The sequence below is a fragment of the Azospirillum sp. BE72 genome (assembly GCF_031455875.1).
In the GTDB taxonomy this organism is placed as follows: Bacteria; Pseudomonadota; Alphaproteobacteria; order Azospirillales; family Azospirillaceae; genus Azospirillum.
Genome location: NZ_JAVDTO010000001.1, coordinates 290,873 through 308,979, shown reverse-complemented (window position 1 = coordinate 308,979; position 18,107 = coordinate 290,873). Strand labels below are relative to the sequence as shown.

At 67.5% G+C, this 18,107-nt stretch carries 21 protein-coding genes; 6 read left to right on the top strand and 15 right to left on the bottom strand.

Annotation, left to right across the window (positions count from 1 at the left end):
- Positions 1–315: 315 nt before the first annotated feature.
- The gene (locus J2Y49_RS01520) at positions 316–744 is read left to right on the top strand and encodes a cytochrome c (RefSeq protein WP_310111334.1); all 429 of its coding nucleotides are present in this window, start codon (positions 316–318) and stop codon (positions 742–744) included.
- Between the two features lie 94 nt (positions 745–838).
- Here J2Y49_RS01520 and J2Y49_RS01515 read toward each other — a convergent pair whose 3' ends face one another.
- Together J2Y49_RS01515 and J2Y49_RS01510 are read right to left on the bottom strand one after the other, a co-directional pair.
- The gene (locus J2Y49_RS01515; protein WP_310111332.1) at positions 839–1,942 is read right to left on the bottom strand and encodes a cytochrome-c peroxidase; all 1,104 of its coding nucleotides are present in this window, start codon (positions 1,940–1,942) and stop codon (positions 839–841) included.
- 245 nt (positions 1,943–2,187) lie between these two features.
- Entirely contained in the window at positions 2,188–2,886 is a 699-nt protein-coding gene (locus J2Y49_RS01510; protein ID WP_310111328.1) for a cytochrome b/b6 domain-containing protein, read from the bottom strand.
- A gap of 241 nt (positions 2,887–3,127) precedes the next feature.
- Between J2Y49_RS01510 and J2Y49_RS01505 the strand changes: the two genes are divergently transcribed.
- Both J2Y49_RS01505 and J2Y49_RS01500 read left to right on the top strand, forming a co-directional pair.
- Positions 3,128–3,364 carry a DUF4170 domain-containing protein gene (locus J2Y49_RS01505; protein ID WP_085090438.1) on the top strand — a complete coding sequence of 79 codons (237 nt, stop codon included), beginning with the start codon at positions 3,128–3,130 and terminating at the stop codon, positions 3,362–3,364.
- A 76-nt stretch (positions 3,365–3,440) separates the two neighbouring features.
- Positions 3,441–3,974, top strand: a complete 534-nt coding sequence (locus J2Y49_RS01500) for a metallophosphoesterase family protein (protein ID WP_310111320.1) — start codon at positions 3,441–3,443, stop codon at positions 3,972–3,974.
- Here the strand turns inward: J2Y49_RS01500 and J2Y49_RS01495 are convergent, their stop codons facing one another.
- The 6 genes from J2Y49_RS01495 to J2Y49_RS01470 form a co-directional block, all read right to left on the bottom strand.
- Positions 3,975–6,356 (bottom strand): EAL domain-containing protein, encoded by a 2,382-nt coding sequence (locus J2Y49_RS01495; protein WP_310111318.1) that lies wholly within the window; start codon positions 6,354–6,356, stop codon positions 3,975–3,977. It abuts the gene before it with no gap.
- A gap of 302 nt (positions 6,357–6,658) precedes the next feature.
- Positions 6,659–7,462 (bottom strand): capsid assembly protein, encoded by an 804-nt coding sequence (locus J2Y49_RS01490; RefSeq protein WP_310111315.1) that lies wholly within the window; start codon positions 7,460–7,462, stop codon positions 6,659–6,661.
- 47 nt (positions 7,463–7,509) lie between these two features.
- Entirely contained in the window at positions 7,510–7,794 is a 285-nt protein-coding gene (locus tag J2Y49_RS01485) for a hypothetical protein (protein WP_310111312.1), read from the bottom strand.
- A complete protein-coding gene (locus J2Y49_RS01480) occupies positions 7,787–9,343 on the bottom strand; it encodes a portal protein (RefSeq protein ID WP_310111309.1) in 1,557 nt (518 codons plus the stop codon). The genes J2Y49_RS01485 and J2Y49_RS01480 overlap by 8 nt, the downstream gene beginning before the upstream one ends.
- Positions 9,322–9,720, bottom strand: coding sequence for a hypothetical protein (locus J2Y49_RS01475; RefSeq protein ID WP_310111307.1), 399 nt, complete (start codon positions 9,718–9,720; stop codon positions 9,322–9,324). The genes J2Y49_RS01480 and J2Y49_RS01475 overlap by 22 nt, the downstream gene beginning before the upstream one ends.
- Positions 9,717–10,121 carry a hypothetical protein gene (locus tag J2Y49_RS01470; protein ID WP_310111305.1) on the bottom strand — a complete coding sequence of 135 codons (405 nt, stop codon included), beginning with the start codon at positions 10,119–10,121 and terminating at the stop codon, positions 9,717–9,719. The genes J2Y49_RS01475 and J2Y49_RS01470 overlap by 4 nt, the downstream gene beginning before the upstream one ends.
- Before the next feature lie 162 nt (positions 10,122–10,283).
- Here J2Y49_RS01470 and J2Y49_RS01465 point away from each other — a divergent pair, with 162 nt between their 5' ends.
- Together J2Y49_RS01465 and J2Y49_RS01460 are read left to right on the top strand one after the other, a co-directional pair.
- Positions 10,284–10,916, top strand: a complete 633-nt coding sequence (locus J2Y49_RS01465) for a helix-turn-helix transcriptional regulator (protein WP_310111303.1) — start codon at positions 10,284–10,286, stop codon at positions 10,914–10,916.
- A 166-nt stretch (positions 10,917–11,082) separates the two neighbouring features.
- Positions 11,083–11,388 carry a hypothetical protein gene (locus J2Y49_RS01460; RefSeq protein WP_310111300.1) on the top strand — a complete coding sequence of 102 codons (306 nt, stop codon included), beginning with the start codon at positions 11,083–11,085 and terminating at the stop codon, positions 11,386–11,388.
- Here the strand turns inward: J2Y49_RS01460 and J2Y49_RS01455 are convergent.
- Positions 11,364–12,212 carry a branched-chain amino acid aminotransferase gene (locus tag J2Y49_RS01455; RefSeq protein WP_310111296.1) on the bottom strand — a complete coding sequence of 283 codons (849 nt, stop codon included), beginning with the start codon at positions 12,210–12,212 and terminating at the stop codon, positions 11,364–11,366. The genes J2Y49_RS01460 and J2Y49_RS01455 overlap by 25 nt on opposite strands.
- 229 nt (positions 12,213–12,441) lie before the next feature.
- On the opposite strand from J2Y49_RS01455, the gene J2Y49_RS01450 reads away from it, so the two are divergent.
- On the top strand, positions 12,442–12,651 hold the full coding sequence (locus J2Y49_RS01450; RefSeq protein WP_310111294.1) for a hypothetical protein: 210 nt from the start codon (positions 12,442–12,444) through the stop codon (positions 12,649–12,651).
- Between the two features lie 66 nt (positions 12,652–12,717).
- Here J2Y49_RS01450 and J2Y49_RS01445 read toward each other — a convergent pair whose 3' ends face one another.
- The 6 genes from J2Y49_RS01445 to rlmN form a co-directional block, all read right to left on the bottom strand.
- On the bottom strand, positions 12,718–13,494 hold the full coding sequence (locus tag J2Y49_RS01445; RefSeq protein ID WP_014248975.1) for a succinate dehydrogenase iron-sulfur subunit: 777 nt from the start codon (positions 13,492–13,494) through the stop codon (positions 12,718–12,720).
- Positions 13,495–13,520: 26 nt separating this feature from the next.
- The gene (gene sdhA, locus J2Y49_RS01440; protein ID WP_149223902.1) at positions 13,521–15,305 is read right to left on the bottom strand and encodes a succinate dehydrogenase flavoprotein subunit; all 1,785 of its coding nucleotides are present in this window, start codon (positions 15,303–15,305) and stop codon (positions 13,521–13,523) included.
- 5 nt (positions 15,306–15,310) lie between these two features.
- Positions 15,311–15,706, bottom strand: coding sequence for a succinate dehydrogenase, hydrophobic membrane anchor protein (gene sdhD / locus J2Y49_RS01435; protein WP_111067317.1), 396 nt, complete (start codon positions 15,704–15,706; stop codon positions 15,311–15,313).
- An 11-nt stretch (positions 15,707–15,717) separates the two neighbouring features.
- A complete protein-coding gene (sdhC, locus tag J2Y49_RS01430; protein WP_310111286.1) occupies positions 15,718–16,107 on the bottom strand; it encodes a succinate dehydrogenase, cytochrome b556 subunit in 390 nt (129 codons plus the stop codon).
- A 275-nt stretch (positions 16,108–16,382) separates the two neighbouring features.
- Entirely contained in the window at positions 16,383–16,646 is a 264-nt protein-coding gene (locus J2Y49_RS01425) for a hypothetical protein (RefSeq protein ID WP_014248979.1), read from the bottom strand.
- 269 nt (positions 16,647–16,915) lie between these two features.
- A complete protein-coding gene (rlmN, locus tag J2Y49_RS01420; RefSeq protein WP_310111276.1) occupies positions 16,916–18,085 on the bottom strand; it encodes a 23S rRNA (adenine(2503)-C(2))-methyltransferase RlmN in 1,170 nt (389 codons plus the stop codon).
- Positions 18,086–18,107 lie beyond the last annotated feature (22 nt).

The following is an 18,107-nucleotide window of genomic DNA, read 5'->3' as shown; positions in this document are numbered from 1 at the left end:
GTCGGCCGGTGAAAACCGCCCGGTTCCGCGGATTTTCCACCCTGTGGCCGCTCCGTACCGGCGCATTGACCAAGCCGTATCGGGTCATCGTCGGCGCGCAGCCTTGCGCGGCTCCACCGGTATTCCCGACATCCTTCGGATGGAGCCTGCGAAATTACCAAATACCACCCTCACCATGCGCAGCATAATTTCTTACGATACAAATGAATACCATGATGGTCCAAAACATTTCATTCCTACTTCACTTGACATTTTCGGCCTAACCGTGTGTAAAGTCTGGCGTGGGGAACTGAATTCAAAGAAGGGATAAGAACCGTGTTTTCCCGTATAGTGCTTGCGGCCTCGGCCGCGCTGATGCTGACCGGCGGCGTCGCTTTCGCTCAGGACGTCATCCAGACCCGCAAGGCCGGGTTCGAGGACTACAAGAAGGCGATGGGCGAGATCAAGGACGCGGTGGGCAAGGGCGATCTGGCCGCCATCGGTCCGGTGGCCGACCGCATCGACGCCTTCGCCGCCAAGATCCCCGGCCTGTTCCCGCCCGGCTCCGACAAGGGCAAGACGGCGGCCAAGGAAGTGATCTGGGCGAACTTCCCGGACTTCACCGCCAAGGCGCAGGACACGCAGACCGCCGCCAAGGCGCTGAAGGTCGCCGCCGCCTCGGGTGACAAGGCCGCGACGGGCACTGCGTTCGGCGCCATGGCCGACACCTGCAAGGCCTGCCACCAGCGCTACCGCTCCGAATAAGCGGCAGCTCCGAAGGACGCCGGCCAGACGGAAAAAGCCCTTCCCCACCGACCTGGGGAAGGGCTTTTCCATTACCGGAACCCTGCCCGAGCCTTTACTTGAACACGGGCTGCGGCGTGGCCGGCGTGCTGGCCGGCAGCAACGGATACTCGACGCGCGGCTGCTGGCCGGTCAGCGTCGTCAGGAAGGCGGTGATCTTGTCGATCTCCTGGTCGGACAGGGTGGCGCCGAGCTGGCTCGACCCCATCACCGCCACCGCCTGGCGCAGATCCCACACCTTGCCGGAATGGAAATAGGGGGCGGTCAGCGTGACGTTGCGCAGGGTGGGCGCGCGGAAGACATATTCGTCGTCGGCGGTCTTGGTGACGGCGAAGCGGCCCTTGTCGCCCGGCGGCAGGATCTCCGCCCCCGGACGGGTCACGACGCCGAAGGGGAAGTAATCGTGGCCGCCGACATTGACGCCGTTGTGGCAGCCGGCGCAGCCCTTGTCGATGAACAGCTCCAGCCCGGCCTTCTGCGTGCCGGTCAGCGCGTCCGCCTTGCCCTCCAGATACTGGTCGAAGGGAGAGGCGGGGGTGGTCAGCGTCGCTTCGAACGCCTCGATCGCCATGGCGACATTGTCGAAGGTCACCGGATCCTTCTCGTTCGGGAAGGCGTCGGCGAATTTGGCCTTGTAGGCGGGGATGCTGTTCAGCACGGCCATGACGCGGTCAGGCGTGCTGTTCATCTCCACGCCGGCCTGGATCGGCCCCTTGGCCTGGGCCTTCAGGTCTTCCGCACGGCCGTCCCAGAACTGGGCGACGTTCAGCACGGCGTTCAGCACGGTCGGCGCGTTGCGCGGACCCTTCTGCCAGCCATGGCCGACCGAGGTCTCCAGCCCGTCGACGCCGCCGAGGCCGAGATTGTGGCAGCTGTTGCACGAGAAGATGCCGCTGGCCGACAGGCGCGGATCGAAGAACAGCATCTTGCCGAGTTCGATCTTCTCGCGCGTGACCGCATTGTTGCGAATCGCCGGCAGGGTGGCGGGCAGCGGCTTGAACATTTCGCGCGCACGGCCCATCAGGGCGTCGCCAGCCGCGGGCGGATCGGCGGCCGGTGCGGCACCGGCGGTCGCGGCAAGGATGCCCAGGGCTGTGGCGGTCCCGATCAGCAGGCCTTTCAGCGCTGCGGTCGGGCGATGTCCGGATTGTGCGTGCATGGCTGGCTGTCCCCCGGCACGGCCGACATCCTCCACAACCTTCGGCTTCAATCAGGCAAAGGTCGATCGATCCCGGAAGTCGGGCCGGCGTCATTGGTTCGTTGAGGTTTGGCTCGGATCAATCTGGAGTCATTCTAGACAAGCAGGCGTCCGGCCATAGACGACGAGTTGTCGCACACAACCAATGGCATATGGCTGCCCCATGGGAAAAACGCCCGGGGAAAACGCCCGGCGAAGACGCGGGATCAGCCGGCGGCGCGCAGCACCAGAAAGACCAATCCAGCCGACGCGACCAGGATCGCCAGCGCCAGCGCCGCCGGGGCACGCCGCGGTTCCGACGTCGCGACACGGCCGGGCAGACTCTTGCGGCCGGTCACCATCGGCCGGATCAAATTGTCCCTCTTGATCAGCAGGTAGAAGAACACGGCCACCACATGCAGACCGATCAGCACGAAGATGCCGTTGGCCAGCAGGCGGTGGACCGAACTCAGCGCCGCCACCGTGGCGCCGGAGGCCATCGGCACCAGCGGACCGTCGACCAGGATGTCGTCGCTGGTGAACAGGCCGCTCGTCGCCTGGACCAGCAGGATCAGCAGCAGCGCCACCACCATCAGTGCGCCCAGCGGGTTGTGGCCCAGGGTGAAGGCGGCTTCCCCACCTGCCCGCGATCGCTTCAGATAGTCCAGGATGGCGCCCGGCCCCTTTACGAAATCGGCAAATCGCGCGGTCTGGCTGCCCACCACGCCCCAGCCCAGCCGGAACAGCACCAGTATCAGAACTGTTTCCCCCGCCAACATATGAATGGAAAGCATACCAAGCTCGGCTGACAGAATCGCGACAGCCACCGCGGCGACCAGCCCCCAATGAAACAGCCGGGTCGGCAGGTCCCAGACCCGAACCTCACGCCCATGTTTCTCCCGAGTCGCGGTATGACCACTTGCCATCGCTCGATCCTCGCAGTGTTCAGCCGTATTTTCGGCGCTTGTCATCTGCGGCAAAGGGACGGATTCTTTGTCCTGATCCTGGAAATGCCGCAGTCCCGTGGTGGCATCGGTCGAATGGCCTGTCAACAGGCTTGAAGCACCGCCCGGCCGGCGGATATGAGAATGCGACGCATCAGCCGGCCTGCCGGCGCAAAGACAGCCGTAATTCCCCTTCACCCCCGGTTACAAGGACTCAAAGGCCATGCCCGACAAACAGCTCCTCCACCTCGTGTTCGGCGGCGAACTCGTGCGTCCGGACACGGACCAGTTCGTCGATCCGTCGAAGCTGCACATCGTCGGCATCTTCCCGAGCTACGAGGACGCCTACAAGGCATGGCGCGGTGCCACCGGCCAGACCATCGACGACGCCCACACCCGCTACTACATCGTCCACCTGCACCGCTTCCTCGATCCGGCGGCGGACGATCACAAGCACTAAAGCCTTCGAACCGGCGCGCGGCGGGTGAGACCCTGGTGCGGGGAACCGCCCGCCGCGCAGCGGCGTTGACCGGTCGATGACCGTCTATTTCACCTCCGACACCCATTTCGGCCATGGCGGCGCCCGCGGGCGTTTCCGCCGCCCCTTCGACTCCATGGCCGAGATGGACGCGGCGATGGAGGCCAACTGGAACGCCATCGTCGGCCCCGAAGACGAGGTCTGGCACCTCGGCGACTTCGCCCTGCACATGCGGCCGGACGCCATGGCGGATCTGCTCGGCCGGCTGAACGGCGCCAAGCACCTGGTCGCCGGCAACAATGACGGCACGGCCACGCTTGCGCTGCCGGGCTGGGCCAGCGTGCAGCATTACGCCGAACTGACGCTGGACGGCGTCGATCTGGTGATGTGCCATTACGCCTTCCGCACCTGGAACGGCATGCACCGCAAGGCGCTGAACCTGCACGGCCACAGCCACGGCCAGTTGAAGCCGCAGCCGCGGCAGATCGACGTCGGCGTCGATGTCTGGAATTTCCGTCCCGTCACCCTGGCCGAACTGACGGTCCCGCGTCCGCGGCGCAAGAAGGCGCCTGAGGACCAAGCTCCCTCCTGACTACGCGGTCTGGCGCAGCCGCTCCGTCAGCAGGCCGCAGGCGGCGTCCGCCGGCACCGGGCGGCCGGTCAGCCAGCCCTGCACTTGGGTGCAGTTGTGGTGGCGCAGGAAATTGGCCTGCTCGGTCTTCTCCACCCCTTCGGCGACCACATGCAGGCCCAGCATGTCGGCCATGGCGATGATGGTGGACACGATGCCGGCGTCCTCGCGCTCGTTCGGCACGCCGTTGATGAAGGAACGGTCGATCTTCAGCGTGGTGATCGGCAGCCGCTTCAGATAGCTCAAGCTGGAATGGCCGGTGCCGAAATCGTCCACCGCCACCCGGATGCCCATCGCCTTCAGCGCCGCCAGCACGCCCAGCGCATGGTCGAGGTCCTGCATCACGGCCCCCTCGGTGATCTCCAGCTCGATCAGGCCGGGAGGCAGGCCATGACGGTCGATGATGCGCTGGAAATCATCGGCGCTGCGGTTGCGCAGATGCTTGGGCGAGATGTTGACGGCGACCGGGACCGGCTCCATGCCCGCATCCAGCCACTCGCGCATCTGCCGGCAGGCCTCGTCCAGCACCCAATCGCCGAGCGGGACGATGAAGCCGGTCTCCTCCGCCACGGGAATGAACTCGCCGGGCGGGATCATCACTCCCCGCTCTTGCCCCTCCCCCGGCTTTTCCCAGCGCAGCAGCGCCTCGAAACCCTCCAGCGAGAAGTCGATCAGCGACACCTTGGGCTGGTAGTGCAGGCGGAACTGCTTCAGCGCCAGCGCCGCGCGCAGGTCGCCGTCCAGCGCCAGCTGACGCCGCGCCTGTTCGGCCAGTTCGGGGCGGAAGAAGGCATAGCGGCGCCCGCCCATCCGCTTGGCGGCATAGAGCGCCGTTTCGGCGGCGCGCAGCAACGCCTGCGGGTCCATGATGTCGCCCGTCGCGTCCCAGCCCGCCGCACCCGCCAGATTGTCGGGGTAGACGGCGATGCCCACCGCCGGGCGGACATAATGTTCGCAGCCCGGCAGGGTGACCGGAGCGTCGAAGGAATCGAGGATGCGTTCGGCGATGGCCGCAGCCTCCTGGGCGCCGCCGATCTCCTCGATGATCACGGCGAAATCGTCGGTACCGATGCGGCCGACCGGATCGTCCGGGCGGACGGCGGCGGCGACCCGCCGGGCCACCTCCTGCAGCAGCGCATCACCCGCCTGATGACCCAGCGTATCGGTGATCAGCTTGAAGCGCGACAGGTCCAGGCACAGCACGGCGAAGGGGCGGCGGTTGCGATGGCTGCGCTCCACCGCCGTCTCCAGCAGCGATTCGATCATCGCCCGGTTGGGCAGTCCGGTCAGCCGGTCGCGGGTGGCCAGCCGCATCAGCTCGCGCTCATGCCGCAGCCGGTCGGTCACGTCGGCCAGCGCGCAGACGAAGCCGCGGCGCCCCCGCACCACCAGCGGCGAGACGCTGAGCGAGGCGTCGATGCGGTCGCCGCCTCCGGGACGTTCGATCCCCAGCGCATGCTCCCGCACCGGCGCAGCAGTCGCGGCGTCACCGATAAGGTCGACGGCCAAATCGGCCAGCAGCGAATCGATCCGGGCGCGGTCGGGGGCAGCGAACAGGCTCGACAGCGGACGCCCGCGCAGGTCTTCGGCTGGAACGCCGAGCAGGGCGACGGCGGCGGGATTGTGCTCCTCGATCCGGCCGCGGGAATCGACCAGCAGGATCGCCTCGCTGACATTGTTCATGATGCCGGCCAGCCGCTCGTCCCGCTCGATCAGGGCGATGGCGGCGCGGCGGAAGAACTCCATGGCGCGGGCCATCGCGCCGAACTCGTCGCGACGCTCGCAGCCGGGGATGTCGATGTCGGTCCGCCCCTCCGTCAGCAGGCGCATGCGGTCCGACAGCATTTCCAGCGGGCCGACGACATGCTGCGACAGGAACAGCGATCCGGGCCAGCTCAGCACCAGCAACACCGCCAGGAACAGCAGGAATCCCGACGCCTCCACCAGGAAGGCCCGGTCGAGATCGCCGACGTCGCCGGCGGCGGCGATGGCCCAGCCCCAGGGCTCGAACCGGCCTTCGGCGGTCACGGAGCGATCCATCGGCGGCCAGCCGGGCGGGACGATGCCGTCGGTGAAGATCGTGACATGGAAAGGCTTGGCCGCCAGCGCCCGCAGCGCCGTCCGCGCCCGGTCGCGCGCCTCCTCGGCCGACATGGCGCCCGACGCTGCCGACCGGTCCAGATCGCGCAGAAGCCCGCCCGCCGAATCCACCAGCGCGGCCGCGACCTGTCCACGTTCGGCGATCATGCCCTGGCGCAGCAGGTAAAGCGCCGGGATCGCCGCCATCAGGCAGCCGATCAGGCCGATCCAGGTCAGCCAGCGAATTTTGCGGCGCAGCGTCATCGTGCCTGGCGTCGCTCTCTTGTCCGTTAGGTTAACGGACGGTTAGTCATTTGTGGAAAGTGGCGACTTCATTTCAATCGCGCAATGCAATTTTTTCTTCGCATGCGCAACAGACAGCTGTCCAACCGATACGAAGGTTGCAGGCTGCGACGCTTTGCCCCACAGGCAGCATTATTACCGATCGTGGGAAGAGATGTTTCAAGCGGACTTGCCCGGCCATCTCCTTCCACAAAAGCGGAAAGACGGCCGGGCAAAAGGCGATCGGCGTTGACGGTCAGAGCCTTACCGGTCCGGTCCTCGGCTCATCCCTGGCTGGGATAGAGCCGCTGGAAGCCTTCGGTGACACGGGCGATCAGTGCCGGGTCGCGGTCGCGCCAATAGCGGGGATCACGCATCAGGGTGCGCAGTTCCGCCTCGCCATCCCCGCCGCCGGGGCGGGTTCCCGCCATCGACAGGGCGGACGGCTCGCTGCCGGTCATCATCGAATAGAGCGCCATGACACCTTCGTAGGAGGTTGCCAGCCCTTCGACCGCGGCCGGCGGCAAGGTCTTGCCGGCCCAGCCCAGCAGCTGCCGCGACACCTCGCGCCAGCGCTCCTCGCCGCCGAAACGGGCGACCAGCCGTTCGACCTCCCGTTCCGCCTGGAACTCGGCGGCGACGGTCTGGATCAGCGGGACCATCCGCTCGGCGGCAAGGTCGTACAGAAGCTGGGCCTGCGCCGGGGTATAGCCGGCCTCGAACAGGCGACCGTTGATCTCCGGGTCCGGCTGGAACAGCCCATGGTCGCAGGCAATGCAATAGCCTTCCGCCGACTCCGGCGCACCCATCAGACGGCGAAGCTGCGCCGGATCGATGTTGGACAAATCGATGCTGGCCGGATCGAAGGACACGGGGTCGGGAGGCACCACGGCCGACTCGGCCGGCTGCTGTTGGGATTGGGAAAGCCGGCGCTCCAGCTCCAGATAGGATTTCAGCAGCGCCTCGACGCGCAGCGCGCCGGTCTTGGGATCGCGGAACTTCTCGGGAATCGGCAGCGGCGGGACCGCGGCGGCAGGCGGGGCGGCGGGTGCGGCGGCGGGTGCCTCGGTCAGCAAAGTGTCGGCCATCATCAACTCCTGCAGGATGGGGAAAAGGGAAAGGACATGCCGCCGGTTCAGCCCGCCCGCCCGCGCGCGACCAGCGCGAGGATGGTGGCGACCAGTTGGCGCTGTCCTTCGAGGTGGCGCAGAGCCGCCTCCGGCGCGTCGGCTCCCAGCGCGCGGTCGAGCGTCATCGCTCGCAGCACCGCCAGCACCCGCGCGCCGTCGCCCCCGGCGAAACAGCGGGCGAAGCTGGGCGCCGGATCGGATTCGGACGCCGCGGCGGGGATCGGACCGGTCAGGGGCGGCGCCTCCAGCCAATCCCAGCCGGCCCGTTCGACCATCGGCGGTTCAGCCATTGGACAACTCGGCATCGGGTGCCGCACCATTCGAAACCGCGGCATCGGGTGCCGCCGCGGGTTCCGCCCGCATCAGCTTGGCCGGCACACCGAAGGCCTCGCCCAGCCAGCGGGCGGACGCCGCCGCGTCTACCGCGGTCTCCGCCTCCGGCCCCAGCGCCTTGACGCTGTCCAGCCAGCGCAGGGTCGCCTGGACGTCGCGCTGCGCCTGCGCCTGGGCCAGCGGGGAGCGGTGCTGCAACTCCACCAGACGGCCATCCACGGTGATGTCGGGGATCTCGCCGCGCCGTCGCAGGATCGCCACCGCCCGCAGCAGGAGCGGCGTCATCAGCTCCGCCTGCAGCCGGCCATAGGTGGCGCCGAGCAGCCGGGCCATCTCCACCGAACGCTCCAGCACCTCGGTCGCGGTCATGCGCGCCGATTCCACCGGCCCCAGCCGGTCGACCAGCAGCGCGTGACGGATGCGCCCGCGCAGGTCGTCCAGCACCAGCTGAGACACGTCGAAGCGGCCGGGGTTGGCCAACGGCGTCAGCCCGGCCGACCCCATCGCCTTCGGGATGATGGTGCCGGGCACCAGCCGGACGGTGGCGGGATTCAGCACCCCGTCATCCTCCGCCTGCCAGATGCCGGTGACGGCGATGGAGGCGTTCTTCAGCACCAGCTCCACCACCTTGTTGGCGGTCTTGATGTCGGGCAGTGCCTTCATCACCGGCGAACGGCCATAGGTTTCCCCCGGCGCCTTCAGCCAACGGAAATTGACGAAGGGCGACTGGGCGAAGCGTCCCTGCGCCAGCCAGGACGGCTCGGCCAGCCCGCTGTCCAGCACCACCCCCCAGCGATAGGCCGTGCCGTCGGGCAGCACCGCCTCGACCAGGGGGAAGCGGCTGTCGGGTTCGTCGGCCGCCTGTTTGCGCAGTTCGTCGGGCAGATCCGCACCGGGGAAGCGCCGGAGGATCTGGGCCAGCGTCGCCTCGCTGCGCCGGAAGGTGGCGTCCAGCCGGCCGTCCGGCCCCTCTTCCAGCACCGCTTCGGCCAGCGGCACGGCGGTGAAGCGCAGGCTGGACGGGGCGCCGGGTGCGGCCTCCTCCATCAAGAGGCTGGCGGTGCCGACGGTGACGAGATCGAGGAAGGCCTGATGGACCTCCACCGCGAAGTTGGAGCGGTCGAAATGGGCCTGGACGATCCCGGCGGCTCGGTCGAGCAGCGGAGCGATGCGGTCGCGCTCCGCCCCCACCAGTGCCGGACCGGGTTGGAAACCGAACCAGCGCGACCAGGGCGGCGTCAGTTCCGACAGCAGGCTGGCGGCCAGCTGTTCCACCGCATCGGGGGCGGTGCCGTCGAACAGCCGGTCGACGCGCCGCTCGCCCGGCGTTCCGCCGCCGCGGAAGGGCCGGCCGTTGGGCAGCGCATGGTCATAGCAGTCCTGCCAGTGGCTCTCCCAGACGGCCCGGCTTTCGCGGGCGCCGCGGTAGCGCTCCAGCAGGGCTTCCGGCTCGGACAGGTCCTTGCTCTGGCGGGCGGCGGGCTTCACGGCTGCGGATGCGGGCATTCGCGGGTTCCTCCGGTCAGGTGGCGGTGCAGTTGCCAGGGGGTCAGCACCCAGCGGGCGCGCAGGCCGATCAGGCGCTTGACCGCCTCGACGCAGGTGAAGGGTCCCCAGGGGGCGGGGCCGTCGGGGCGGCGCAGCGGGGCGGGATCCACCGTCATCCCCCGGGCGCGGTACCAGCCCGGCAGATCGAAGTCGGCCGGCAGGTCCAGCACCGCCACGTCGGTGAAGCCCGCCAGCGGATCGACCGCCACCCAGCGCCGCCCGTCGTTCAGCAGGGCCAGGCAATGGCGGAAACCCGGCTTCAGCAGCCGCAGCCACCACAGCGGCGCCTCCCCGCGATAGACCACCCAGGCCGCCGTCCAGGTGGTGGCGGTCAACGCGCGATCCCTTTCTCGCGCAGGGCCGGGGCGATCACCTCGAAGGCCTCCTGCCACAGGGAATGGGCGCGCTGTTCGCGGAAGCGGTCGGGCTCCGGCGCGCTCTGGCGGCGGCCGTAATGGACCAGCACATGCAGGTGGTCGCGCAGCAGCTTGCGCGTCCGGTACAGCCGGTCGACCACGCGCAGCACGTCCTGCGGTTCGCAGGGCCGCTCGACCAGCCCGCGCCCGGCGACGATCCGCGCGCCGGCCGCCTTGGCATCCTGCGCCTGCACCGCCCAGAACCACGCCTCCTCCGCCCCGGCGAAGGGCTCGCCATCGGCGCGGTAAGGCTCGGCCTGCAGCCGAACGACGTGGGACAGGCGGGTGGCGGGCAAAGCGGGGGCGGCCGGACTCAGCATGCTGGTCTCCTTGCGGCTTTGGATTCTTGAAAGAGAGCGGCGCCGGGCCAGGATTGCGGCCGCGCCATCTGTTTGCGTTATGTTCCGGCCGATGAGCGCGGTCAATAGATTTATGAAAAAGTTCCTAGGGACGCTGTCGCCACTTTATGAGATTATCGTCCCATGCTGAAACATACGGACATCTGGCGGGCCATCGACCGCCTCGCGGCACAGCACGGGCTCTCCGCCTCCGGGCTGGCACGGCGCGCCGGACTGGACCCGACGACCTTCAACAAGAGCAAGCGCACGACCAGCGACGGCAAGCTGCGCTGGCCATCGACGGAAAGCATCTCCAAGGTGCTGGACGCCACCGGCGCGTCCCTGTCGGAATTCGTGTCGCTGGTCGGCGACGGCGCGGGCACCACCCCGCTGCAGCGGGTTCCGGTGATCGGCTATGCCCAGGCGGGTTCCGCCGGCTATTTCGACGACGCCGGCTTCCCCGCCGGCAGCGGCTGGGACGAGCTGCTGTTCCCCAGTCTGGGCGACCCGCATGCCTATGCGCTGGAGATTTCCGGCGACAGCATGGAACCGGTCTATCGCGACGGCGACACCATCATCGTCTCCCCCGCGGCACAAATCCGCCGCAACGACCGCGTCGTCGTCCGCACCAAGGGCGGCGAGGTGATGGCCAAGCAACTGATCCGCGAAACCGCGACCAAGATCGAGCTTCTGTCGATCAACCGCGCCCACTCCGACCGCATCATCCCGATGGCGGATGTCGCCTGGATGGCGCGGATCATCTGGGCGAGCCAGTGAGGGTGCGGGGATAGACCTCGCTTTTGTCGACGTTAGACCCCCACCCTAACCCTCCCCCGCCCAGCGGGGGAGGGTTAGGGTGGGGGAAAATCCTTCTCCGCACGCCAACCCTTCCTAGGAAATTTTCCCTTTACCGCCCACCCCGGCAGGCGCTACCGTCTATTCCATGGATCGCGCCGCAAGCCTGGACAGCCTTCACCGCACCCATGACGCCCGACCGCCGACGCCCGAGCTGCGCACTGCCCTGCTCGGCGGCGCCGCCCGTGCCAACGCCGTCAAACGCGCCGCAACGCTCCGCCTGCACAGCACGCTCGCGGCCGAAGCACGCCTCGCCACCGCCCGGCGCCGCGGCGCATTGACCGCCGCGACATGCCGGACCGATGCGTGGCTGGCCCGTCTGGCCGCCACGCTGGCCCACCACCGCCGGGCAGCGGTTGCTCTGCTCGATCAGCGGAACGCGTATTCCCAGTAAAGCGCCCGCGCCCGCTGGAAGATCGGACCGGCCGCGAAACTGCGGTCCTCCACCTTGGTCACCGGCACGCATTTGGCGTGGTTGCCGGTGGAGAAGACCTCGTCGGCCTCCAGCAGATCCTTGGGCGTCAGGGTGCATTCCTCCACCGTCACGCCGTCGCCCCGCAGCAGGGCGATGACGCGCTGGCGGGTGATGCCGTTCAGGAAGCAGCCGTTCGGCACCGGGGTGCGCACCACGCCGTCCTTGGCGATGAAGATGTTGGACGTCGCGAACTCCGCCACATTGCCGATGGCGTCCAGCATGATGGCGTTCTGAAAGCCGCGCTTGCGCGCCTCGGTCAGCGCCAGCCCGGCGTTGGGATACAGGCACGCCGCCTTGGCCTCGGTCGGGGCCATGGTCGGGATCGGGCGGCGGCGGGTGGAAATGCAGGCGGCGAAGCCGGTCGGCTGCGGCAACGGGTCCTCGTAGATCGACAGGACGAAGCGCGTGCTCTCCGGCGCCGGGGCGACGAAGCCGTCATCGGCGTAGAACATCGGGCGGATGTACAGCTCCGCGTCCTTGGGGAAGCGGCGGATGCCGTCCCAGCACAGCTCCTCGATCTCGCCGGCGGTGACCATCGGCTCCAGGCCCAGCACCTGGGCCGAACGGATGGCGCGGGCGCAGTGCAGATCCAGGTCGGGGGCCACGCCCTGGAAGGCGCGCGCGCCGTCGAAGACCGTCGAAGAGAGCCACAGCGTGTGGGACAGAGGTCCGACGATCGGCGGATTGCCCTCCACCCACTCGCCCTGGATCCAGCTCCACGCCTGGCCTGCCATGCCGCCCATGATTGGTCCTTCCCTAGGATAGAAATGTGTTCGCCCGCTGGGCGACGCCGGTTCGCGCCGCCCATTGGTGGTTCGTCGTCGTTGGTGATCTCCGAAGAGCATACCCCCTCGCCGCCGCCGGTCAACCGGTCCGCACGCAATTGTCCCGTGCGAGGGAGCGGATTGCGGATTCGCCCGTTGATAGGGAAGAGCAAGCGACCGCCAACGACCAGCAGAGGGGAAGCATCCCATGCCGATCACCGCCCCCGGCCTCAGCGCCGCCCCGTCCATCCTGTCCGGCGGTCCATTCCCCGGCCCGCACGAGGATACCCCCGTCGTCGACGTTCCGGTAACCGACGCTCCCGACCTGCCCGACCCCGGCGGCCCCGGCACCACCGACAGTCCGGCCCCCGGCAACGATCTGCCGCCGTCGCGCCCGACCGACCCGGACTTCGTCTGAGGCCGCAAAACGAAAAAGGCGCCCCCGGAGGGACGCCTTTTTCCTTGTCGCAGACGCTGCCCGCGATCAGCGGCGCACGACCATCAGCTTCTTGATCTCGGCGATGGCCTTGGCGGGGTTCAGACCCTTCGGGCACGCCTTGGTGCAGTTCATGATGGTGTGGCAGCGATAGAGACGGAACGGGTCCTCGAGGTTGTCGAGGCGCTCGCCCGTCATCTCGTCGCGGCTGTCGACGATCCAGCGATAGGCCTGGAGCAGGATCGACGGGCCGAGGTAACGGTCGCCGTTCCACCAGTAGCTGGGGCAGGAGGTCGAGCAGCAGAAGCACAGGATGCACTCGTAGAGGCCGTCCAGCTTGGCGCGGTCCTCCGGCGACTGCAGCCGCTCGCGGCTCGGGGCCGGCGACTGCGACTGCAGCCACGGCTTGATCGAGGCGAGCTGGGCGTAGATGTGCTTCAGGTCGGGGACCAGATCCTTCACCACCGGCATGTGCGGCAGCGGGTAGATCTTGACGTCGCCCGGAACCTCGTCGATCGCCTTCAGGCAGGCCAGCGTGTTCGTGCCGTCGATGTTCATCGCGCACGACCCGCAGATGCCCTCGCGGCAGGACCGGCGGAAGGTCAGGGTGCTGTCGACCTGGTTCTTGATGTAGATGATCGCGTCGAGGATCATCGGCCCGAACTTGTCGAGGTCGACCACATAGGTGTCGACGCGCGGGTTCTGGCCGTCGTCCGGGTTCCAGCGGTAGATCTTGAAGCTCTTGGCCCGCTTGGCGCCGTTCGCGACGTTGACGGTCTTGCCGACGCCGACCTTGGAGTTGGCTGGCAGGTTGAATTCAACCATGGCTGATTTCCTTTATCCGGCGGGCCTTAGTACACGCGGGCCTTGGGCGGGAAGACCTCGACCTCGTCGGTCAGGGTGTACATGTGGACCGGGCGGTAATCGATCTTCGTCTCGCCGTTGTCCGCGACCCAGATGACGGTGTGCTTCATCCAGCCTTCGTCGTCGCGGTTCGGATAGTCTTCACGCGCATGCGCGCCGCGGCTTTCCGGACGGTTCTGGGCGGAATGCAGGGTGGCGACCGCCTGACCCAGCAGGTTGTCCAGTTCCAGCGCCTCGACCAGATCGGAGTTCCAGACCAGCGAACGGTCGGAGATGGCGATCTCGCCCTTCTTGGCATAGACCGCGTCGATCTTCTTCACGCCCTCGTCCAGGACCTCGCCGGTGCGGAAGACGGCGCAGTTGTTCTGCATCGTCCGCTGCATGTCCAGCCGCAGGTCGGCCGACTTGATCGAGCCCTTGGCGTTGCGGATGCGGTCGAACCGCTCCAGCGCCTTGTCGCAAGCATCCGGCTTGACCGACGGGGCCTTGCCCGGCTGGACGATCTCGGCGGCGCGGATGGCGGCCGCACGGCCGAACACCACCAGATCGAGCAGCGAGTTGGAGCCCAGGCGGTTGGCGCCGTGCACCGACACGCAGGCCGCCTCGCCGATCGCCATCAGGCCCGGCACCACCTGGTCCGGGTTTTCGGCGGTCGGAGACAGCACCTCGCAGTGAACGTTGGTCGGGATGCCGCCCATGTTGTAGTGGACGGTCGGCAGAACCGGGATCGGCTCTTTGGTCACGTCCACGCCGGCGAAGATCTTGGCCGTCTCGGCGATGCCGGGCAGGCGCTGGTGGATGATCTCCGGCGGGAGATGCTCCAGGTGCAGGTGGATGTGGTCCTTGTGCTCACCCACGCCGCGGCCTTCGCGGATCTCGATGGTCATCGAGCGGGACACGACGTCGCGCGACGCCAGATCCTTGGCCGACGGGGCATAGCGCTCCATGAAGCGCTCGCCGTTGGAGTTGGTCAGGTAGCCGCCCTCGCCGCGCACGCCCTCGGTGATGAGGCAGCCGGAGCCGTAGATGCCGGTCGGGTGGAACTGCACGAACTCCATGTCCTGCAGCGGCAGGCCGGCGCGCAGGATCATGCCGCCGCCGTCGCCGGTGCAGGTGTGGGCCGAGGTCGCCGAGAAATAGGCGCGGCCATAGCCGCCGGTCGCCAGCACCACCAGCTGGCCGCGGAAGCGGTGCAGCGTGCCGTCGTCCAGGTTCCAGGCCAGCACGCCCTTGCAGACGCCGTCCTCCATGATGAGGTCGAGCGCGAAGTATTCGACGAAGAACTCCGCCTCATGCTTCAGCGACTGCTGGTAGAGGGTGTGCAGGATGGCGTGGCCGGTGCGGTCGGCGGCGGCGCAGGTCCGGTAGGCCTGGGTCTTGCCGTACTGCGCGGTCATGCCGCCGAAGGCGCGCTGGTAGATCTTGCCTTCGGGCGTGCGCGAGAAGGGCACGCCGTAGTGCTCCAGCTCGATGATCGCCGGAATGGCCTCGCGGCACATGTACTCGATGGCGTCCTGGTCGCCCAGCCAGTCCGACCCCTTCACGGTGTCGTACATGTGGTAGCGCCAGTCGTCCTCGCCCATGTTGCCGAGCGCGGCGGAGATGCCGCCCTGCGCCGCCACGGTGTGGCTGCGGGTCGGGAACACCTTGGTGATGCAGGCGGTCTTCAGGCCCTTTTCGGCCATGCCGAAGGTGGCGCGCAGACCGGCGCCGCCGGCGCCGACGACGACGACGTCATAGGTGTGGTCGATGATGTTGTAGGCGGTCGCCATGGTCGTCAGGCTCCGATGAAGATCTTCACGACGGCCAGCACGCAGGCGGCCGCCAGGGCGAAGGACAGGAACTTGACGCCGATGATCAGCGCCATCTTCTGCCATTCGACATGCACGTAGTCCTCGATGACCACCTGCAGCCCGGACTGGGCGTGGTGGAAGGTGACCACGGCGGTGAGGACCATCATGACGGCCGAGAAGGGCGACTTCATCCAGGCGACGAAGGCGGCGTGGTCGGCACCCAGATGGCCGATGACCCCGAAGACGAACCAGACGGTCAGCGGGACCAGGGCGATCGCGGTCAGGCGCTGTGACCACCAATGTTCGGTGCCGTGCTTGGCGGAACCCAGACCGCGCGCGACCTGCAGCGGCGAACGGAGGGTCTTGCTATTGGACGCCATGTCTTATCTCCTCACCACGCGGCCAGGCCGACGATCCAGGTCAGCACGGTCAGCACCGCCGTCGCGCCGAGGACGACCTTGTTGTTGCGGTCGGCGTCGGTCAGTTCGAACGACTTGCCGGCGTCCCAGACCAGATGGCGGATGCCGTTGCACAGGTGGTAGTACAGCGCCGCCGTCCAGCCGAACATCAGGAGCAGGCCGAAGAAGGAGCCGATGAACCCCTGCGCGCGTGCGAACGCCTGCGGACCGGCGGCGGCGGCGACCAGCCACCAGACCAGCAGAAGCGTGCCCACAGCCAGCCCGACGCCCGTGATGCGGTGCGTGATGGACATGACTGCGGTCAACGGGAGTTTATAGACTTGAAGGTGCGGGGAGAGCGGCCGACCGCTGCCGTTTGCCATTGCGTCGTCCTCTGTTCGCGGCCGGGCGCGGCGCAACATGACGATTGCCGCGGCGGCTGGGTGGTGCGTGCCCTTTTGGGACGGCTGTCCGTCCTATTGGTTGGCGCAATGAATTACGCTCCCGCAGCAGCCGAGTCAACGGCGGGGGGTGGCCGAAAGTGCTGGTGTGACGATTTTGGCGCAGCGCGGGAAGTGGCTGAAAAGAAACGGCCTTCCAGTCCTGTGGTAATACCAGCGAATGGGGCCAGTCGGAGGCTGTCCAGCTTGAGCCGCCGCTACTTGTCGAAGCGGCGCACGTTCTCGACCATCATCGAGTACATCTGCGTAATCAGTTCCGCCGGACGAAGACGGCCGAACGGAATGTTGTCCTTGGCCCATTCGACCAAGCCCGGCGGCGGCTTCACCGGCGCCACCTCGTACCCCGCCTTCTTCAGCGCGGCGGTCACCGCCTTCGCCTGCTTGGCATAATCCTCGTTGAAGAAGGACTTGTCGGCGTCCTTGATCGCCTTGGCGATGATGTCCTCGATGGGGGCGGGCATGCCGATGCTGGGGCCAGGGCTGTTGGCGGAAGTGCCGACACCCTGTCACAGCACGGCGCGGTCCGCAATTGCCCCGCGCAGCGGCGGGCTGCTTCTTGGAAAGCCTTGATATGAAGAAGAGATGGACGGCGATTGCCCGGATTTCAACGCCTGCCACATGGATGTCAGCCATTCCCCAAGTCATGGAGATTGACGATCCGAAAGCAAGAACAAGACCTTGAAATCCGGGTCAATCCTGCCCGGCGACGCCGGTGCCTAACAATTCGCCTTCACGACGCCAGCGCCGCGTCCTTCTCCGCGATGACGGCTGCGATGGCGGCGCGTTCGGCGGCGGTCATGCGCAGGCTGGCGCTCTTCAGCTGGCCGCAGGCGGCCATAATGTCCTCGCCGCGCGGGGTGCGGACGGGGCTGGCGTAGCCGGCATTGTTGACGATGTCGCCGAAGACCTGGATCGCCCGCGCGGTCGACCGCTCGTAGGGAGCGCCCGGCCATTCGTTGAAGGGGATCAGGTTGATCTTGGCCGGGATGCCTTCGAGCAGCTTCACCAGCGCCCGCGCATCGGCCGGCGTGTCGTTCACACCCTTCAGCATCACATATTCGAAGGTGATGCGCCGGGCGTTGGACAGGCCGGGATAGTTCCGGCAGGCCTCCATCAGGTCGCGCAGCGGGTATTTGCGGTTGATGGGCATGATGAGGTTGCGCAGCTCGTCGGTCACCGCGTGCAGACTGACCGCGAGGTTGACGTTCAGCTCCTCGCCGCAGCGCTCCATCATCGGCACGACACCGGAGGTCGACAGCGTGATGCGCCGCTTGGAAATCGAGATGCCGTCGCCGTCCATCACGATCTTCAGCGCCTTGGCGACGTTGTCGTAATTGAACAGCGGTTCGCCCATGCCCATCATGACGATGTTGGACAGCATGCGCCCGTCGGGCGGCGCCGGCCATTCGTTCAGCATGTCGCGCGCAAGCATCACCTGCGCCACGATCTCCGCCGAATCCAGATTGCGCACCAGACGCTGCGTGCCCGTGTGGCAGAAGCGGCAGGTCAGCGTGCAGCCGACCTGGGAAGAGACGCAGAGCGTGCCGCGATCCTCCTCGGGAATATGGACGCTCTCCACCTCCTGCCCGTCGGGCATGCGCAGCAGCCACTTGCGGGTGCCGTCCGCCGATTTCAGGTCCTTCACCACCGTGGGCCGCGCCACGATGTAGGCGTCGGCCAGCTTTTCCCGCACCGGCTTGGCCAGCGTGGTCATCTCGGCGAAATCGGTGGAGCCGCGGTGATAGATCCAGTGCCAGAGCTGGCGTGCCCGGAACTTCTCCAGGCCGACGGCCAGCATCTCGGCTTCCAGCTCTTCGCGGGACAGGCCGACAAGGTTCTTGCGTCCGTCGGCGTCGGTCGCCGGCAGAACGAAGGCGGAAGCATGATTTGAGGCGCTCATGGCCCCATTACATAGGGCCATG

Coding starts and splice junctions, on each gene's coding strand:
- J2Y49_RS01480 (WP_310111309.1), bottom strand. CDS start 9,343: ATGCCCGCATCCGCAGCCGTGAAGCCCGCCGCCCGCCAGAGCAAGGAC.
- J2Y49_RS01500 (WP_310111320.1), top strand. CDS start 3,441: ATGACCGTCTATTTCACCTCCGACACCCATTTCGGCCATGGCGGCGCC.
- J2Y49_RS01505 (WP_085090438.1), top strand. CDS start 3,128: ATGCCCGACAAACAGCTCCTCCACCTCGTGTTCGGCGGCGAACTCGTG.
- J2Y49_RS01515 (WP_310111332.1), bottom strand. CDS start 1,942: ATGCACGCACAATCCGGACATCGCCCGACCGCAGCGCTGAAAGGCCTG.
- J2Y49_RS01495 (WP_310111318.1), bottom strand. CDS start 6,356: ATGACGCTGCGCCGCAAAATTCGCTGGCTGACCTGGATCGGCCTGATC.
- J2Y49_RS01455 (WP_310111296.1), bottom strand. CDS start 12,212: ATGGGCGGCATGGCAGGCCAGGCGTGGAGCTGGATCCAGGGCGAGTGG.
- J2Y49_RS01460 (WP_310111300.1), top strand. CDS start 11,083: ATGGATCGCGCCGCAAGCCTGGACAGCCTTCACCGCACCCATGACGCC.
- J2Y49_RS01465 (WP_310111303.1), top strand. CDS start 10,284: ATGCTGAAACATACGGACATCTGGCGGGCCATCGACCGCCTCGCGGCA.
- J2Y49_RS01445 (WP_014248975.1), bottom strand. CDS start 13,494: ATGGTTGAATTCAACCTGCCAGCCAACTCCAAGGTCGGCGTCGGCAAG.
- sdhA (WP_149223902.1), bottom strand. CDS start 15,305: ATGGCGACCGCCTACAACATCATCGACCACACCTATGACGTCGTCGTC.
- J2Y49_RS01450 (WP_310111294.1), top strand. CDS start 12,442: ATGCCGATCACCGCCCCCGGCCTCAGCGCCGCCCCGTCCATCCTGTCC.
- J2Y49_RS01490 (WP_310111315.1), bottom strand. CDS start 7,462: ATGGCCGACACTTTGCTGACCGAGGCACCCGCCGCCGCACCCGCCGCC.
- J2Y49_RS01485 (WP_310111312.1), bottom strand. CDS start 7,794: ATGGCTGAACCGCCGATGGTCGAACGGGCCGGCTGGGATTGGCTGGAG.
- J2Y49_RS01510 (WP_310111328.1), bottom strand. CDS start 2,886: ATGGCAAGTGGTCATACCGCGACTCGGGAGAAACATGGGCGTGAGGTT.
- J2Y49_RS01425 (WP_014248979.1), bottom strand. CDS start 16,646: ATGCCCGCCCCCATCGAGGACATCATCGCCAAGGCGATCAAGGACGCC.
- rlmN (WP_310111276.1), bottom strand. CDS start 18,085: ATGAGCGCCTCAAATCATGCTTCCGCCTTCGTTCTGCCGGCGACCGAC.
- sdhD (WP_111067317.1), bottom strand. CDS start 15,706: ATGGCGTCCAATAGCAAGACCCTCCGTTCGCCGCTGCAGGTCGCGCGC.
- J2Y49_RS01470 (WP_310111305.1), bottom strand. CDS start 10,121: ATGCTGAGTCCGGCCGCCCCCGCTTTGCCCGCCACCCGCCTGTCCCAC.
- sdhC (WP_310111286.1), bottom strand. CDS start 16,107: ATGGCAAACGGCAGCGGTCGGCCGCTCTCCCCGCACCTTCAAGTCTAT.